This is a genomic window from Pseudomonas sp. C32 (assembly GCF_030417915.1).
Taxonomy (GTDB): Bacteria; Pseudomonadota; Gammaproteobacteria; order Pseudomonadales; family Pseudomonadaceae; genus Aquipseudomonas.
Map to the genome: position 1 here is coordinate 112,125 of NZ_JAUHUK010000002.1, position 15,379 is coordinate 127,503.

Annotated in this window: 20 protein-coding genes; 9 read left to right on the top strand and 11 right to left on the bottom strand. The window is 57.7% G+C overall.

Going from position 1 to position 15,379, the window contains the following annotated elements; all coding sequences use genetic code 11:
* Positions 1-13: 13 nt before the first annotated feature.
* From QYH43_RS02775 to queC, 6 genes are all read left to right on the top strand, one after another.
* On the top strand, positions 14-505 hold the full coding sequence (locus QYH43_RS02775) for a hypothetical protein (RefSeq protein WP_301156199.1): 492 nt from the start codon (positions 14-16) through the stop codon (positions 503-505).
* On the top strand, positions 502-1,698 hold the full coding sequence (locus QYH43_RS02780) for a beta-ketoacyl-[acyl-carrier-protein] synthase family protein (RefSeq protein ID WP_301156200.1): 1,197 nt from the start codon (positions 502-504) through the stop codon (positions 1,696-1,698). The genes QYH43_RS02775 and QYH43_RS02780 overlap by 4 nt, the downstream gene beginning before the upstream one ends.
* Positions 1,695-2,159 (top strand): hotdog family protein, encoded by a 465-nt coding sequence (locus tag QYH43_RS02785; protein ID WP_301156202.1) that lies wholly within the window; start codon positions 1,695-1,697, stop codon positions 2,157-2,159. Before QYH43_RS02780 ends, QYH43_RS02785 begins: the two co-directional genes overlap by 4 nt.
* On the top strand, positions 2,152-2,880 hold the full coding sequence (fabG, locus tag QYH43_RS02790; RefSeq protein ID WP_301156203.1) for a 3-oxoacyl-ACP reductase FabG: 729 nt from the start codon (positions 2,152-2,154) through the stop codon (positions 2,878-2,880). The genes QYH43_RS02785 and fabG overlap by 8 nt, the downstream gene beginning before the upstream one ends.
* Positions 2,880-4,106: a beta-ketoacyl-ACP synthase gene (locus QYH43_RS02795; RefSeq protein WP_095056460.1), complete on the top strand. Its 1,227-nt coding sequence runs from the start codon at positions 2,880-2,882 to the stop codon at positions 4,104-4,106. Before fabG ends, QYH43_RS02795 begins: the two co-directional genes overlap by 1 nt.
* Before the next feature lie 215 nt (positions 4,107-4,321).
* Entirely contained in the window at positions 4,322-5,020 is a 699-nt protein-coding gene (gene queC, locus QYH43_RS02800) for a 7-cyano-7-deazaguanine synthase QueC (RefSeq protein WP_301156204.1), read from the top strand.
* A 52-nt stretch (positions 5,021-5,072) separates the two neighbouring features.
* Here the strand turns inward: queC and QYH43_RS02805 are convergent, their stop codons facing one another.
* The gene (locus QYH43_RS02805) at positions 5,073-5,945 is read right to left on the bottom strand and encodes a queuosine precursor transporter (RefSeq protein WP_301156205.1); all 873 of its coding nucleotides are present in this window, start codon (positions 5,943-5,945) and stop codon (positions 5,073-5,075) included.
* Positions 5,938-6,534: a helix-turn-helix transcriptional regulator gene (locus tag QYH43_RS02810; protein WP_301156206.1), complete on the bottom strand. Its 597-nt coding sequence runs from the start codon at positions 6,532-6,534 to the stop codon at positions 5,938-5,940. Before QYH43_RS02810 ends, QYH43_RS02805 begins: the two co-directional genes overlap by 8 nt.
* Positions 6,535-6,981: 447 nt before the next feature.
* Between QYH43_RS02810 and QYH43_RS02815 the strand changes: the two genes are divergently transcribed.
* Positions 6,982-7,329 carry a DUF6124 family protein gene (locus QYH43_RS02815; RefSeq protein WP_095056464.1) on the top strand — a complete coding sequence of 116 codons (348 nt, stop codon included), beginning with the start codon at positions 6,982-6,984 and terminating at the stop codon, positions 7,327-7,329.
* 70 nt (positions 7,330-7,399) lie between these two features.
* The gene (locus QYH43_RS02820; RefSeq protein WP_095056465.1) at positions 7,400-7,654 is read left to right on the top strand and encodes a hypothetical protein; all 255 of its coding nucleotides are present in this window, start codon (positions 7,400-7,402) and stop codon (positions 7,652-7,654) included.
* A gap of 214 nt (positions 7,655-7,868) precedes the next feature.
* Here QYH43_RS02820 and QYH43_RS02825 read toward each other — a convergent pair whose 3' ends face one another.
* The 3 genes from QYH43_RS02825 to QYH43_RS02835 all read right to left on the bottom strand — a co-directional run bounded on the left by QYH43_RS02825 (position 7,869) and on the right by QYH43_RS02835 (position 10,231).
* Positions 7,869-8,252, bottom strand: a complete 384-nt coding sequence (locus QYH43_RS02825; RefSeq protein ID WP_095056466.1) for a type II toxin-antitoxin system PemK/MazF family toxin — start codon at positions 8,250-8,252, stop codon at positions 7,869-7,871.
* Between the two features lie 301 nt (positions 8,253-8,553).
* Complete coding sequence (locus QYH43_RS02830) at positions 8,554-8,817, bottom strand: DUF6124 family protein (protein WP_095151782.1); 264 nt, start codon at positions 8,815-8,817, stop codon at positions 8,554-8,556.
* A 511-nt stretch (positions 8,818-9,328) separates the two neighbouring features.
* Positions 9,329-10,231 (bottom strand): LysR family transcriptional regulator, encoded by a 903-nt coding sequence (locus tag QYH43_RS02835; RefSeq protein WP_095151781.1) that lies wholly within the window; start codon positions 10,229-10,231, stop codon positions 9,329-9,331.
* Between the two features lie 118 nt (positions 10,232-10,349).
* Between QYH43_RS02835 and QYH43_RS02840 the strand changes: the two genes are divergently transcribed.
* The gene (locus tag QYH43_RS02840; protein ID WP_301156210.1) at positions 10,350-11,630 is read left to right on the top strand and encodes an MFS transporter; all 1,281 of its coding nucleotides are present in this window, start codon (positions 10,350-10,352) and stop codon (positions 11,628-11,630) included.
* Here QYH43_RS02840 and gspM read toward each other — a convergent pair.
* The 6 genes from gspM to gspH are packed head-to-tail and all read right to left on the bottom strand — an operon-like array spanning position 11,623 to position 15,377.
* Positions 11,623-12,054 carry a type II secretion system protein GspM gene (gspM, locus tag QYH43_RS02845; protein ID WP_095056470.1) on the bottom strand — a complete coding sequence of 144 codons (432 nt, stop codon included), beginning with the start codon at positions 12,052-12,054 and terminating at the stop codon, positions 11,623-11,625. The two genes, QYH43_RS02840 and gspM, sit on opposite strands and share 8 nt — an antisense overlap.
* Complete coding sequence (gspL, locus tag QYH43_RS02850; protein ID WP_301156214.1) at positions 12,051-13,157, bottom strand: type II secretion system protein GspL; 1,107 nt, start codon at positions 13,155-13,157, stop codon at positions 12,051-12,053. The genes gspM and gspL overlap by 4 nt, the downstream gene beginning before the upstream one ends.
* Positions 13,157-13,957 (bottom strand): type II secretion system protein GspK, encoded by an 801-nt coding sequence (locus tag QYH43_RS02855; protein WP_301156384.1) that lies wholly within the window; start codon positions 13,955-13,957, stop codon positions 13,157-13,159. Before QYH43_RS02855 ends, gspL begins: the two co-directional genes overlap by 1 nt.
* A gap of 41 nt (positions 13,958-13,998) precedes the next feature.
* On the bottom strand, positions 13,999-14,541 hold the full coding sequence (locus QYH43_RS02860) for a type II secretion system protein GspJ (protein WP_095056517.1): 543 nt from the start codon (positions 14,539-14,541) through the stop codon (positions 13,999-14,001).
* Complete coding sequence (gspI, locus tag QYH43_RS02865) at positions 14,534-14,917, bottom strand: type II secretion system minor pseudopilin GspI (RefSeq protein ID WP_301156216.1); 384 nt, start codon at positions 14,915-14,917, stop codon at positions 14,534-14,536. Before gspI ends, QYH43_RS02860 begins: the two co-directional genes overlap by 8 nt.
* Entirely contained in the window at positions 14,910-15,377 is a 468-nt protein-coding gene (gspH, locus tag QYH43_RS02870; protein WP_095151775.1) for a type II secretion system minor pseudopilin GspH, read from the bottom strand. Before gspH ends, gspI begins: the two co-directional genes overlap by 8 nt.
* Positions 15,378-15,379: the final 2 nt, after the last annotated feature.

Below are 15,379 nucleotides of genomic sequence, written 5' to 3' on the forward strand. Positions count from 1 at the left end.
CGCTCCCACGGGGATGACGGGCTATCTGCGATGGCTGCTGGTCGCGACGACCCTGTTGCTGAGCGCCTGCGCCAGTCGTGCGCCGCTGCCCGAGCAAAACCCGAACCTTGCGCTGCCCATGCAACTGCATATCCAGCGCTTGCAGGCTGACCAGCGCCAGGATTGGGTATTGGTGATCCAGCGTGAAGACCAAGGCATTCGCTGGTCGATGATGGACCTGTTGGGCATTCCTCAGGCCCGCCAGAAACTGATCGATAAACACTGGGAATCCGACGGGTTTTTGCCACCCAATCCGGAAGCCCGGGAGCTGTTCGCAGCGTTGCTGTTTGCACTGACGCCGAACGATGAACTGGCCGCCAATTATCCTGGCGCCTGGCAGCACGGCACACAACGGTCCTTGCCCGAGCGCTGGGACATCCGCTACGCACAACCGCAGAATTTTCAATTGCAGCTACCGAAAGGTCCGACCTACCAAGTCACTCCACTGAGCGGTGACGCGCCATGACCACCTACCTCAATGCCCTCGGGGTGGTCTGCGCCTTGGGCCGCAACAAACAGGAAGTCGCACAAAACCTGTTTGCCGGCGACTGCTCCGGCATGGTCGATGAGGCTGGATGGGTACGCGAGCGGTCATTGCCGGTCGGTGCGGTCCGAGGCGAATTGGTGGCAATTCCAGACGACATGTCGCTGCATCGCAGCCGCAACAATCAGTTGCTGCTGGAAGCCGCGCTGCAAATCCGCCCGGACATCGACAGTGCAATTCAGACCTACGGCCACCACCGCGTCGGTGTGGTGCTGGGCACCAGCACCTCGGGCATCCACGAGGCCAGCCAGGGCCTGACCCATTACATCCGCGAAAAACAGTTCCCGGCTGAGTATGACTATCAGCAGCAGGAACTCGCGGCCCCGGCGAATTTTCTCGCCGACTGGCTGCAACTGAGCGGTCCTGCCTATGTCATTTCCACAGCGTGCACCTCCAGCGCCCGTGCGTTGATGAGCGCCCAGCGCCTGCTGGACCTCGGCGTGTGCGATGCGGTGCTGTGCGGAGGCGTCGATACCCTGTGCGAGCTGACGCTCAATGGTTTTTCGGCACTGGAAGCGGTCTCGGGGCAACGCTGCAATCCGTTCTCGGTGAACCGCAACGGCATCAACATCGGCGAGGCAGCGGCGCTGTTTGTGATGAGCCGACAGGCTGGCGATGCACCATCAATTGCCTTGCTTGGCAGCGGCGCCAGCTCCGATGCACACCACATTTCCGCCCCCGAACCCACGGGCCGTGGCGCCTTGCAGGCGATGAACAAAGCCTTGAGCCGTGCGCACCTGAAGCCGCAGCAGATCAACTACCTCAACCTTCACGGCACGGCCACCCAGCACAACGACGCCATGGAAAGCCAGGCGGTCGCGACGCTGTTCCCCGAAGGCGTGCCTTGTTCTTCCACCAAACCCATGACCGGCCACACCCTCGGCGCCGCCGGTGCACTGGAAGCCGCGTTCTGCTGGTTGAGCCTGAGCCCGGTCAATGTCGATCACGTTCTGCCGCCCCATCTCTGGGATGGCCAGCCGGATCCCCAGTTACCCGCGCTGAATTGGGTGACCCCGGCCGCTCGCCTGGCGTCCATTGCTCCGCGCTACCTGATGAGCAATTCCTTCGCTTTCGGGGGCAACAACGTCAGCCTGATTATCGGAGACGCCCCATGATTGACTGGCCGCTCGCCGAACTGCTGCCCCACGGCGGCGACATGATCCTCATCGAGCAGATCCTGGCGTTCGATGAAGAGCAGATTCACACCCGTCTTATCGTCAGACCCAATGGCCTGTTCAGTCGCCCCGACGGCAGCATGCCGGCATGGGTCGGCATTGAACTGATGGCCCAGAGCGTCGCTGCGTTCGCCGGTTGCCATGCGCGCCAGCGCGGTGATGACGTGGAAATGGGGTTCTTGCTCGGCAGCCGCAAATTCGAGAGCAACGTCGAAAATTTCCCGGCGGGCACCGAGCTGACCATCCATGGCATCCGCTCCCTGGAAGACGACAACGGCATGGGCGTGTTCGAATGCCATATCAACGGCACGGGCATTCACGTGACAGCCCGTCTGAACGTGTATCGCCCGCCCCACGCGGCTCAATATCTTCATGAATCCCAGGAATCCAGTGATGACTGAATCCGTACTGGTCACCGGTTCCAGCCGTGGTATCGGCCGCGCCATCGCCTTGCGCCTGGCCCAGGCCGGGCATGACATCGTGCTGCATTGCCGTAACGGCGTGGCCGATGCGCAAGCCGTCCAGGCCGAAATCGAAGCCGTGGGGCGCCAGGCGCGCATCCTGCAATTCGACGTGTCCGACCGCGCCAGCTGCAAAGCCATCCTTGAAGCGGACGTGGAAACCCACGGCGCCTATTACGGCGTGGTGCTCAATGCCGGCCTGACCCGCGACGGTGCTTTTCCGGCGCTGAGCGAGGATGATTGGGATGTGGTGATGCGCACCAACCTCGACGGTTTCTACAACGTGCTGCACCCGGTGATGATGCCGATGATTCGCCGCCGCGCACCGGGGCGGATCGTCTGCATCACCTCGGTGTCCGGGCTGATCGGCAACCGTGGCCAGGTCAACTACAGCGCCTCCAAGGCCGGCTTGATCGGTGCAGCGAAGGCATTGGCGATTGAGTTGGGCAAGCGCAAAATCACCGTTAACTGTGTCGCCCCCGGCCTGATCGACACAGCCATGCTCGACGAAAACGTGCCGGTGGAAGAACTGATGAAAATGATCCCCGCGCAGCGCATGGGCACCCCTGAAGAGGTGGCCGGCGCGGTGAATTTCCTGATGTCGGCGGAAGCCTCGTACATCACCCGGCAAGTTCTGGCCGTCAACGGAGGCCTGTGCTGATGAAGCGCGTCGTCGTCACCGGCATGGCCGGTATCACCTCACTGGGCAGCGACTGGGCGACCATCGTCGGCAACTTCGCGGCCAACCGCAGCGGCATCCGCCGGATGCACGAGTGGGACCGCTTCACCGAACTCAACACACGCCTGGCCGGGCCGATCGATGATTTCACGGTGCCAAGCCACTGGACCCGCAAACAGCTGCGCAGCATGGGCCGGGTATCACGGCTGGCCGTCGGCGCGTCGGAACTGGCACTGGCCGACGCCGGTTTGTTGGGCGACGAATCGATCAAGGACGGGCGCATGGGCGTCGCCTGCGGCTCCTCCACCGGTAGCACCGACGAGATCAAGGCCTTCGGCAACATGCTGCTCAACTCGGTGGCCGAAGGCCTGAACGCCAATTCCTACGTGCGGATGATGCCGCACACCACGGCGGCCAATATCAGCATCTTCTTCGGCCTCACCGGTCGGCTGATCCCCACGTCCAGCGCCTGCACCAGCGGCAGCCAGGGCATCGGCTATGCCTACGAAGCGATCAAATTCGGGCGCCTGCCGCTGATGCTCGCCGGCGGTGCCGAAGAACTGTGCCCGACCGAAGCCATGGTCTTCGACGCGCTCTACGCCACCAGCCTGAAAAACGACACCCCGCAACGCAGCCCACGCCCTTACGACAGCGAACGTGATGGCCTGGTGATTGGTGAAGGTGGCGGCATGCTGGTGCTCGAAGAACTGGAGCACGCCCTGGCGCGCGGTGCCCACATCCACGCCGAGATCGTCGGCTTCGGCAGCAACGCCGACGGCCAGCACACCACCCGCCCTGAACAAATCACCATGCGCCGGGCCATGGAACTGGCCCTGGAAGATGCCGGGCTTGTGCCTTCAGACATCGGCTACGTCAACGGCCACGGCACCGCCACCGAACAGGGCGACATCGCCGAAACCCTGGCCACCAGCAGCCTCTTTGGCGAACACATGCCGATCAGCTCGCAAAAGAGCTTCCTCGGCCACACCCTCGGTGCCTGCGGTGCACTGGAGTCGTGGTTCAGCATCGAAATGATGAACCGCGACCTGTACGCCCACACCTTCAACCTCGACAACGTCGACCCGCACTGCGGCAAACTCGACTACTTGCGTGGCGAGTTTCGGCAGATGAGCAATCAGTTTGTGATGAACAACAACTTTGCGTTTGGTGGGGTCAATACGTCGCTGATTTTCAAGCGCTGGTCGTAATTCAAGTCAAAAGATCGCAGCCTTCGGCAGCGCCTACAGAGATTGGTGTAGGAGTTGCCGAAGGCTGCGATCTTTTCAATTTCACCGCAAAGAAATGACACAACCGGACGCCGGAGTACAAAAATTCAGAAACGTCCCACAGTCAGCGTTCGAGCTTCCCGGTAGGGTCAATGCTCCCCCGACACCCGTCAGGGCATCCCAAGGAAGAACGAACCATGACAAGAAAGGCCGTTATCGTTTTCAGTGGCGGGCAAGACTCAACGACCTGCCTGATCCATGCGTTACCGAAATACGACGAAGTCCACTGCATCACGTTTGATTATGGCCAACGCCATCGCGCCGAAATTGAAGTGGCGCAGCAGCTTGCAAAGCAACTTGGCGTGACGGCTCATAAAGTGTTGAACGTGTCTGTGCTCAATGAGCTGGCAGTCAGCAGCCTGACACGCGACAACATCCCGGTTCCCAGTGCGAGCAGTGTCGATTGCAGAGTGCCGAACACCTTTGTGCCTGGCCGGAATATTCTGTTTTTAACGTTGGCTTCTATTTATGCCTATCAGGTGCACGCTGAAGCTGTCATTACGGGTGTGTGTGAAACAGACTTCTCGGGATACCCGGATTGTCGGCATGACTTTGTTCAGTCCCTGAACACCTCTGTCGAATTGGGAATGGACTACAAATTACGTATTGAAACCCCACTCATGTGGCTAACCAAGGCTGAAACCTGGGCGTTAGCTGATCATTACGAACAACTCGACCTGATTCGCGAGAGCACTCTGTCCTGCTACAACGGCGTGAAGGGAAGCGGGTGTGGGGATTGCGATGCATGCAGTCTTCGTGAAAAAGGCTTACGTGAGTACTTGCAAAACAACACATATATCTTGAGCAACCTAAAGCACAAACTGAATCTAGGTTAGCCGACCTAAAAACATGAACCGGGTCAATGCCATTGGCCCTGTTCACTCACCGTCACGATACCTGCCCCCCTGCCACAAACCGTTTGAATAGCGACCGAGCCCCATACGCAGGCAATACATTAAAGAACGCAAAAAATACTTTTATCGCTATCTGAACGAAGACTATAGAAAGAATTTCACTATTCGTCATCACCCCATAAAATGCGATAAAACAAAAAATAAAGCTGTCTATTATTACCGCAAAAAAAGCACTGAGAAATACACGTAAAAACAAATAACGCGAATTCGTCAGCTCTTTTATTTTCGACAACAAATATGAATTAACATACTCTGAAAAAAGAAATGACACCGAAGACGCAACAAGCACTGACGACACCTGCGCAACAACCGCACTATAAGGAGCGTCCAACTCCCACCCAGGCAACCCAGGAAGATATGAAACCGCACTCAATAGCACTATTATTAATGCGTTACTTGCAAAAGCAAACAATATTGCTTTTCTTGCAAGCCGAAGCCCGTAAAACTCGTTCAATAAATCAACTATTAAAAAAGTTAGCGGAAATAGAAAGACCCCTGGAGTAACAACCAGATCAAACACACTTAAGTAAACAAGCTTTGTCGCACCAATATTTGCAAATATGTACAAAGCAAGCAGTAGAAGATTCAATACTACATAAACCATCCACGAACGCTCATGACGATCATTCAACTCGTACGTGGTCAGCGCAACCCCGCCAGAATAAAATTTCCTGTATATATCCCTAACTTCAGTCTTACTTAAGTCATCTATAATTTCACTTTTCAACACCTCTTCCAGTCTAACCTTGATGAGCTTTCCCGTAGAGACAACCATAATCATTGCAAGGTTTTTACTCCTCTCAAAACCTAACAGTTTGTATTTCGTATTTTCGGAGTCACTAACCATTAAACCTTTCCTCAATCACCTCGCCAACCACCCGAATTGCGTCTGATTCAACACAGCACTCAGTCGTCATAAATAGTTTTTTTGAGTCCGTGTTGTACACCAACTGCTCTTTACCGCAAGTCGACAAACCTTTCTTTACAATCAACAGATCTCCTGGCTCATTCACGCCAGAAATTTCATTCTCCACAAGCACACCTATTAAATTACAGGCCGTTCCGAAATAATAAGTCAGCGGGTAAATCGTACACAGCTCTCCAATCCTCTTATCCAGACTTCGAACCAAATCACTTTCCTTGATCACCGGAACAGCGGCCGGATTCATATTCCCTTCCGGAGAAACATCGCTTTCGATTATTTCTCTCTCTTGAAAGTCAACTGTTTCTATCTCCTTATAGGAGACACCAAAAAAATCCGAAATCTTGCGAATCGTAGACTGCTGGACATTTACAACTCGCCCTTCGAGAATGTTATAGATCGTAGTTCTGGTCAAACCACTGGAATTACATAACGACAACTGCGTCTCGCCACGACTCTTAATCAGGTACTTAATATTATTTTTCAGATTTTCCGTCTTTTCTTTTTTGTACATCAACGTTCTACCACTCTGTTTTCGATCATACCCTACCGCCTCTTCAAGCAAATACTACCGAGAAGCCTTTGTGAGAGTAGCATCCTACATAGCTAAGCACGGCACAAAAAAATATCAGTAATACGCAGAGCAACCGTTAGAAAATATTTCATCTGCGATATTTCCGACATACGAATCATCGAGAACTTACAGGAGTTTCCTACAGAAACACCTCACATAAAAATTGTAAAAAACACCAAATAAAAACAAATAAGAAAAAGATGTAAGACATTACGCACAAACCACAACTCACGAATCATTTAATTACACAGATGTTCATTTATTAGATTAATAAAATTGAATTTTCTGGTAATAAATCCACCTGCGCATCACCCGTAATCAGTAATTAATAACAGCGACTCCAAGAGATCGGGCGATGTTTCTTTTAACCTTGCAGGGAGCTCCATCATGAAAAAAACCACCTCGAATCCTCCGCCATCAACGGACCTTCCACCCGACGACCACATCGAGTTGTCCAAACTCTCCGAGATCACCGAACGCCTCGTCAGCGCTCGTCTGCGCAATCCGGATCGCCCCGACCCTGTCAGCCACGTATTCACCATCGTTCCGAACGTCGATACGGAGTCGCTGCTTAGCCACGCCTGCGAAACCCTCGCCTCACTGAATGTCATGAGCACGGATCTCGCCTGCGAGCTGGAAGGCTCGCGCCGCAATGTCGCACTGGCCATACAGCAACTGGCTGCTTTAGGTGAACTGCTGGTCAACAGAGCGTTGGATAACCTGGACCCGCCTTAGGGCTCGCCTGAGGTTTCGCCAAACCGCGAGCACGGTGTGTTCGCGTTCTTACCACTGGAGGTTTTTTGTCATGGATCGATACATGCCTATCACTGGCATCGACTGCACCATTGCATCGTTGGTGATCGACACCGAAGCACCGCTGGACGTGTTGCACGAAACAGCGGCCTACCGCATCCGCACCGCGACTCAACTGCTGGAAAACCTAGCGTGTGACGAAGGCATTTACAGCGAACTGGCGCGTGTACTGGTCACGTCATTGCGCGATGGCTGTGATTTGATGGATGTCATCGGGCGACGATTGCAGAAGCAAATTTCGGCGTAGCTCGTACACCAGAAACGACAAAGGGCGCCTTTCGGCGCCCCTTCACAAACAGGTCGGCTTGTCATCGCCCTTTACCTGCCTGGCTCTGTGATGGCTGGTTGCCCAGGATCCTCAGAGTCTCACAAGCCCCTTTCGGGAACGCCATCAGTATTGTCCGAAATCCCCCTACGAACAACCGCTGGCAACTTGCCCACCTCAGCCAAATTTGCTGCGCTTATAGGCCTAAGGCCTTGCGTACAGCGACTTTTATCGCAAAAAACTCATCTGTTTCAAGTTGTGAAATGACGTAAGTGCGCTTCCCTCGACGATCTCGGCTCTTTATTCGGTCGAGCCTGGAAAGACTGACGGTGGCAACCATATCGCATTTAGCCCAACACGTCGGGCTTGCTCCCTGCAGATGATTCGGCAGCTCTAGATGGTGTTCAAGCAGTTGATCCGGAGCGGTTGTACTAAGCGGCACAACCGTCACCAACAAGCTGTTGGTTCTGTGTTTGCGAATCACGACAACAGGTCTGACCTTGATCATTTCGGGAACTTCGTAACCCCTGAAATCACAAATCAGTACGCTGCCTTCCTTGGGTTGATATAGAAGTGGCATCCATGGCACTCATCTAAAGAAATCGATTCTGCTCAATATCGGGTGAATCACGAAACCGGATCCGTTACGTGAAGTGTCCCTGCGTTCAAGCCCCTTATCTCGACTCGTCGACAGCTCAACAAATACCTTGGTGATCGGCGATCATTTGGTCCTTGCGCTGCACCAGCCACGCCGCCGTCACCGGATAAAGCTGCCCCAAGCAGAAGTATTGTGTGTGTGTGACGTTATGCGGCGTGCTGGATTGAGCGCCTTTCGGCCCCTTCACAGACAGGTCAAGTTGTCATAGCCCTCAATGGGGTGATCAGGGCGGATCAAGATTATCCAGCACCCGATTCACCGCCAGTTCCCCTAGCATGATCGACTGCTGGATCCCCAGCAGTGTGTGGCCCTGTGAGCCCTTCAGGTCTCTGGCGAAGTCACTTGCCATGACGTTTGCCGAGGCTAGCGACACGCAGGCGTATTCCAGCAGGGTGTGGTTGTCGATATCGGGGGCGATGAGGAATAGGGGGCTGGGTTGGTGTGGCACGTCCGGATCGGTATCCGGTGGGTTTGGCGCATGGGTCATGATTCAGCGTCCTGAAAGTGGCGGCCACACCAAATTGCTTCTGATCAAAAGGGTGGCAGCTGTACGCAGGTTAGCAGACCGGGCCACGATGAAACCGGCGCGCCCGAAGGCGCCCTGCGCACAGCCACCGTCAAGGGCAGGTATGGACATACCTGCCTATCAGGAGCGCCAATGCGCTTCATTGTGGACACGGGCTGCTAAACCCGATCACTGACAATCAGTGACAAAAATCAAGCTACCGACAGCCCCAAAAGCGCACAAGCCGGCGGATTCTGGAGTAGGTGTAGGCAGCGCCGCAAGACGCTGTAGCCTTTGGGAAGGATTTCAGAAATGTCCCACGGGAGGGGGTGAAGTTTCCCGCCAGGTTGGCATGCAGAGGGTCTTTTGGGTGTACTTGCGGACGCCTTCGCTGGCAAGCCAGCTCCTACAGGGTTCCGTGGTGTGGCGAGCATTGTGTTCACACCGCTGAACACTGTAGGAGCGAGCATGCTCGCGATTGACTGCGCAGCAGTCACACCTGCAACGGCTCAACCTTGCTCGTCAGCAACTCCACAAACGCCCGCGCCATCGCCGATTTCTGGTCCTTGCGCTGCACCAGCCACACCGCCGATACCGCTGCCGGATCGAGCAGCGGCCGATAGACCACGCCGTCGATGCGCATCCGCTGATAGGACGCAGGCATCACCGAGACGCCAAGACCCGCGGCCACCAACCCGATGATGGTCATCGCCTCGCCAGCCTCTTGGGCAAAATGCGGCGTGAACCCGGCATCGCGGGCGAGGCTGAGCAGCTGCGCATACAGACCGCTGCCGTAACTGCGCGGAAAAAACACAAAAGGCTCAAGCGCCAGAGCTGACAGGAACAAGCCCTCTTCGCTGCCCTCCACCAGCGGGTGTTTGGAGCTGAGGACCGCGACCAGCGGCTCGCGCATCAATTCGACCACGCTGAGACTGTCCGGGAGGCCCAGCGGGCGCATGATGCCGACTTCAATCGATTCGTCCACCAGCGCATCGGCGACTTGGGTGCTGCTCATTTCCCGCAGGTTCAGGTGCACCGCCGGGAAGCGCTGGCGAAACGAGAAAATCGCCTGGGGGATGGTCGAGTTGAAGGGGGCTGACGAGGTGAAGCCGATCTTCAGTTCGCCCAACTCGCCCAACTGCGCCCGCCGCGCAACATCCGCCGCTTTGTCGACTTGCGCCAGCGCCAGTCGCGCTTCTTGCAGAAACAGCCGACCGGCTTCGCTCAGTTCGACCCGACGATTGGTACGTTCAAAAAGCCGTGCGCCGACTTCCTGTTCCAGCGCTTGAATCTGCTGGCTCAGCGGCGGCTGCGAGATGCCCAGCACCTGTGCAGCGCGGCCGAAGTGCAGTTCTTCGGCGACGGCGATGAAGTAGCGCAGATGACGCAATTCCATGGAAACCCCATTAGGTCGTAAAAGCTATCAAACAGGTCGAACAATATATTGGATTGAATCATTAGCCAGCTATATGCTTTTTTCATTGCCTGACCGGCTGCGTCCTCCGAGGTCCCCCGTGAAAACTGCTGTCGCCCCACTCGCCCATGAAGTTCCACCTTCAGCACCGGACGCTATCGCTACTGAGCTGGCAGAGATCTACATCGAAAAAGGCACCCCGGCGTTCATGCGCACGGTGCTGGCGTTGTTCTGCGGCGGCTTCGCGACGTTCGCCCTGCTCTATTGCGTGCAGCCGATGATGCCGTTGCTGTCCGACGAGTATTCCATCAACGCGGCGCAGAGCAGCCTGATCCTGTCGATCGCCACCGGCATGCTCGCCATCGGCCTGCTGATCACCGGCCCGATCTCCGACCGGGTCGGGCGTAAACAGGTGATGGTAGCGGCACTGTTCGCCGCCGCGCTGTGCACTATGGGCAGTGCGATGATGCCGAGCTGGCACGGCGTGCTGGCGATGCGCGCGCTGATCGGGTTGTCGTTGAGCGGTCTGGCAGCGGTGGCGATGACTTACTTGAGCGAAGAGATCCACCCGCAGCACATCGGCCTCGCCATGGGTTTGTACATCAGCGGCAATGCGATTGGCGGGATGAGCGGGCGTTTGATCACCGGGGTGTTGATCGACTTCGTCAGTTGGCACACGGCGATGCTGGTGATCGGTGGCCTGGCGCTGATTGCGGCGGCGGTGTTCTGGAAAATCCTCCCCGAATCGCGCAACTTCCGCGCCCGCTCGCTGCATCCGCGCAGCCTGGTCGACGGTTTCACCATGCACTTTCGCGACGCCGGGTTGCCGCTGTTGTTCCTCGAAGCCTTTGTGTTGATGGGTGCGTTCGTCACGCTGTTCAACTACATCGGCTATCGCCTGCTGGCCGCTCCGTACCACATGGAACAGGCCTTCGTCGGGTTGCTGTCGGTGGTGTACCTGTCGGGCATCTACAGCTCGGCAAAAGTCGGCTCGCTGGCCGACAGACTCGGGCGGCGCAAAGTGCTCTGGAGCACCATCACGCTGATGATCGGCGGTCTCGCCCTGACGATGTTCACCCCGCTGCCGCTGGTGATCATCGGCATGCTGATCTTCACCTTCGGCTTCTTCGGCGCCCACTCGGTGGCCAGCAGCTGGATCGGTCGCCGCGCCACCAAGGCCAAAGGGCAGGCATCGTCGCTGTACCTGTTCAGCTATTACGCCGGGGGGAGCATCGCTGGTACGGCGGGTGGCGTGTTCTGGCACTTGGGTGGATGGAACGGGATCGGGCTGTTCATCGGCACGCTGCTGGTGATTGCGTTGCTGGTGGCGTTGAAGCTGGCGAAGTTGCCACTACTGCCGCAAAACACCTCGACTACCTGAACACAGCCCGAGCCTCCAACTCGGTGTCGCGAGCTTCCAGCGTCAGCGATTGCAGCGCAACACCGTCGCGCTCAAGGTTATCGAGCCATTGCATCAAGGCTTGCGCGTTGCCGCTCAGGGTCAGGCGCAACACATCGTCATCGCTGTCCATCTGACGAATCTCCAGCCCCGCCTTCGCGGCGCTTTCGCTGATACGCAGCGACAGCGGCTGATGAGCGGAAGCCGGTGCCTGACTGCGCGGCAGTGCGTGTTGCAGTTGCGCGGCCAGCCCCCTCTGCTGCTGATATTGACGCTCGACCGCTTCCAGTCGCTGGCGGGTCGGTTGCCAGATCAGGCTGAACGCCATGACTGCCAGCAAAAACGCCCCCAACCCCAGCAATAGCCGTTGTTCGCGGACGGACAGTCGCTGCCATGCGTGTTTCATGCCTCGTTCTCCATGGTGAGGGTCGCGTGTACGCGGTCGGCCGCTTTGTTCGCGCTATCGAGCCTGACGGGCAGGCCTTGCTGGCGCCCACGTTCACGCAACTGTTCGAGCTCGGCGAGCGTGTTGGCGGTCAGCTGGATTTTCCAGCCATCGCCCTCGCGAAACTCGATGCGCTGGACCTCGACATGGCTGGCGCCGACCACCCGTTCGATCAGGTTGACCAACCCGGCCACCCGCGTGCCTTGCACTTCTACGGGCTGGTTTTGCAGCATTTTGAGTTGTACCGCCAGGTCGACGATGCGGCTTTGATCCGGATACAGCGCCTTGAATCGCTGCTCATTCTGGAGCGTGAGGCGCTGGGTTTCGCTGTCGAGAAAATTGATTCGCGTTTCAAGGGCGCCCCAGCTCAACAGCGCCACCATCAGCGCCGCCATTCCCCCCATTCGCCAGGGCAAACGCTGTCGCCGCGGTGCGAATACGCCGTGCAGCAGATTGATGGCCTGCGCCGGTCGGGAGTGCATCCATTGCGCGAAGGAGTCGTGACCTTGAGGCTCATCCAGCCACTGCATGTCCTTGGGCAGTAACGGTGTGAGCTGCGCCCGATGGTCTTGCGACAAGGCCATGCGCATCGGCAATGCACCCCCGATCAACCAGCGCCCAAACCACCAGACGCCCAGCGGTTGATCGCCGGGCAAGAGGTCTGCATCGACGAACACCCCACGCACCTCAATGGCCGCTTCGGCCAGCAGTGCGAGCACGCCCGCCAGACGTTCCCGTCCAATGACCAACACCGGATAGCAGCCATCACAGTCACGCGGGCCAACGCTCAAGTGCATCATCTCCAGCGCTTCGCTCAATTGGTCCTCAACGGCGAAGGCGATGGCCTGGGCCTTCGGTTTGCGTTTGGTCGGCCAGGGATCGGTGCGTACCCAGCTGCACATTTCCATGGGCAACAGCAGATCAATCGCCTGACCTTGCAGCGCTTGCGCGGCTTGCTTCAAAGGCATGGACTGACAGTCAGCGGTCGAGCCCCCTACACAACAAGGCCAGTCGATCGATAGCGATTCCAAACCTTCTGCAGTCAGGTAAAGCCAGGTGTTCATCACGACCTCTCGTTGGCAGTCAAAGGAAGAAAACGGCGTTGCAGCACGCTCAATTGGCGGGTGTCCGGATCGTGTTCGACATCCGTGGCCAAGCGCAAAATGCGTCCGCCCTGGGTTACCTGCACGGTGATCCGATACCAGCGGCTCTGGATGCCGAGGCCGTGGCTGCTCAAACCCAACCCGGAGAGCAACGGGTCTTGTGTAAAGGCCTGAACGCTGGCCCAGGGCGTCGTCGATGCCTGTCGAACCAGCGTGTCGGCGGTCGCGGCGTCTACATCACCGAGCGCTCGTAACACCAGCGTCGGCGCGGCGTTGATGTTCAGCGCAGCTTCGAGGGGCAGCGTCGCGACCCAGGGTTCCAGTTGCTGCAACAGTGGTCCATCGATGCCCGGCAACAAACGCAACTGGCTCAGCTCACCCAACGGGCCGACCTGGCTCAGTTGCAACGGCGGCAGGTTGAGCAGTTTCAGCAGGCGCTCCCAGCGGTCCAGGGTGACCTGATCGATTTGTCCCTGACGCAGCAACGCGTTGAGATTGAAGCGCCCGGCGAGGTCTTCGATGTCGACTCGGATCTGTGCGTCTTCAAGTTCAAAACCGGGTGTCATGCCGATCCGGTTATGAGCCTGGCCGGTGGCTTGCTCGGGCTCCTGCAACGCCGCTTGCAACCACAAGATCGCCCAGTCTTCTGCCCCGGTCGCGAGTTGGCGCAAACTCAATTGCTGCAACTGCTGACCACTGCTTTGCAGCGACAGGTGATGACTGCGCAACAAACCGCTGGTAATCAACAGCGCCAGGCTCATGACCAGTAAAACGCTGATCAGCGCGATGCCGCGCTGCCGATTCACCGCCGTGTTCCCGGCATTGGCAGCACCCTTCGGATGCCTTCGAAACGCCCGACCGACAGCTGAAACTCCAACGCCAGCGGCATTTCGGACGCCTGCCCTTGCGGCCATTCACTGAACCAGCCAGCCTGCTCGTCGAACAAACGCCAGCTCAATCCACGAACACCTTCAAGCAACTTTTGCCGTTGCATGACTTGCGAGCCTTCGCCTTGGCTTTCACGCCACAGCACGCCGTTGTCCAGGCGATAGGTCAGCGCTTGGCGCTCACTTCGGGGCTGATCCAGAGGGTTGCGCCAATGGCTGCGCTGGAACCGCAAAAGCGACGGCGCAAGCACCACCGATTGCGCAGTGACGTGCATCAAATCCCGCTCGATGACCGCCACCGCCCGCTGCAAACGCCTGAGCTCCCGTTCATGCGCCGTCGTGCCTTGCTGCACGCGCACCACGCCATCGAACAAGCCCCAACTGGCCAAACCCAGCACGGCGAAAATAGCCATGGCGATCACCAGTTCCAACAAGGTGAACCCACGCTGCTTACTGATCACGAACAGGAATCCAGCCAGTGGCGCGGTGCAGGGTGTGCTCACGCCCCGGAACGCTGACGTGAACGTCTGCCCTGAGCAGGCGCGGGTCGGCGGTGGCGCTGATGTGCTGACGCAGCTGCCAGTCACGCTGATCCATCTGCACCAAGCGTTGCTGCTGCCCGACTTCAAGGCGCGACTGCAGGCGTAATTCATTCAACTGGTTGTCTGCCAGCCAGACCGCGAACAATCTTTGTTCGACAGCGCTGCTCTGCTTCAGCACGTATTGGCTGGCCGACAAAACGGCTGCCGCCAGCGTGGCGAAGATCGCCAGGGCCACCATGATTTCCAACAGTGTGAAGCCGGCCATGTGCGACATTGGTTTGCGCTCAGTCATTGATCACGACCTCGCCGATGCCGTCGCCGGACAGGCTCAACCAGGTCCTGTTGCTGGAGACGAATCTGAGCGTGAAATCGCTGGTTTCATCACTGCTGAGCATTAACAGTTGTGGCGCACCTTCGTCAGCCCCCAAACTCAGCGAATAGCCGTCCCGTTCCAAACGAGGTTGCACGCCATCCGGCCAACGCGACAGCGCCGCCACCGACGCCCATCCCCTGTCGCCAAGACGCATGACCCGGAAGCCATCGACGCTCAGCCGCACGCCGTACTCCTGGCCGTCGAGCACGGCGCGCTCACGCAGTTGCCCGATCATCTGCGCCATGGCGCCCGCTTCCTGCTTGACCTTGCGCGCCGGACTGACACCCGTGGCCAGGCTCACCATGCCCAACAACACGCCGATCACCACGATCACGATCATCAGTTCGAGCAAGGTAAATCCTCGGCAGCGCTTTTCCATGA

What these genes read in the sequence shown, in the direction of transcription:
- QYH43_RS02775 (WP_301156199.1), top strand. Translation starts at nt 14, where the DNA reads ATGACGGGCTATCTGCGATGGCTGCTGGTCGCGACGACCCTGTTGCTG.
- QYH43_RS02780 (WP_301156200.1), top strand. Translation starts at nt 502, where the DNA reads ATGACCACCTACCTCAATGCCCTCGGGGTGGTCTGCGCCTTGGGCCGC.
- QYH43_RS02785 (WP_301156202.1), top strand. Translation starts at nt 1,695, where the DNA reads ATGATTGACTGGCCGCTCGCCGAACTGCTGCCCCACGGCGGCGACATG.
- fabG (WP_301156203.1), top strand. Translation starts at nt 2,152, where the DNA reads ATGACTGAATCCGTACTGGTCACCGGTTCCAGCCGTGGTATCGGCCGC.
- QYH43_RS02795 (WP_095056460.1), top strand. Translation starts at nt 2,880, where the DNA reads ATGAAGCGCGTCGTCGTCACCGGCATGGCCGGTATCACCTCACTGGGC.
- queC (WP_301156204.1), top strand. Translation starts at nt 4,322, where the DNA reads ATGACAAGAAAGGCCGTTATCGTTTTCAGTGGCGGGCAAGACTCAACG.
- QYH43_RS02805 (WP_301156205.1), bottom strand. Translation starts at nt 5,945, where the DNA reads ATGGTTAGTGACTCCGAAAATACGAAATACAAACTGTTAGGTTTTGAG.
- QYH43_RS02810 (WP_301156206.1), bottom strand. Translation starts at nt 6,534, where the DNA reads ATGTACAAAAAAGAAAAGACGGAAAATCTGAAAAATAATATTAAGTAC.
- QYH43_RS02815 (WP_095056464.1), top strand. Translation starts at nt 6,982, where the DNA reads ATGAAAAAAACCACCTCGAATCCTCCGCCATCAACGGACCTTCCACCC.
- QYH43_RS02820 (WP_095056465.1), top strand. Translation starts at nt 7,400, where the DNA reads ATGGATCGATACATGCCTATCACTGGCATCGACTGCACCATTGCATCG.
- QYH43_RS02825 (WP_095056466.1), bottom strand. Translation starts at nt 8,252, where the DNA reads ATGCCACTTCTATATCAACCCAAGGAAGGCAGCGTACTGATTTGTGAT.
- QYH43_RS02830 (WP_095151782.1), bottom strand. Translation starts at nt 8,817, where the DNA reads ATGACCCATGCGCCAAACCCACCGGATACCGATCCGGACGTGCCACAC.
- QYH43_RS02835 (WP_095151781.1), bottom strand. Translation starts at nt 10,231, where the DNA reads ATGGAATTGCGTCATCTGCGCTACTTCATCGCCGTCGCCGAAGAACTG.
- gspM (WP_095056470.1), bottom strand. Translation starts at nt 12,054, where the DNA reads ATGAAACACGCATGGCAGCGACTGTCCGTCCGCGAACAACGGCTATTG.
- gspL (WP_301156214.1), bottom strand. Translation starts at nt 13,157, where the DNA reads ATGAACACCTGGCTTTACCTGACTGCAGAAGGTTTGGAATCGCTATCG.
- QYH43_RS02855 (WP_301156384.1), bottom strand. Translation starts at nt 13,957, where the DNA reads ATGAGCCTGGCGCTGTTGATTACCAGCGGTTTGTTGCGCAGTCATCAC.
- gspI (WP_301156216.1), bottom strand. Translation starts at nt 14,917, where the DNA reads ATGACTGAGCGCAAACCAATGTCGCACATGGCCGGCTTCACACTGTTG.
- gspH (WP_095151775.1), bottom strand. Translation starts at nt 15,377, where the DNA reads ATGGAAAAGCGCTGCCGAGGATTTACCTTGCTCGAACTGATGATCGTG.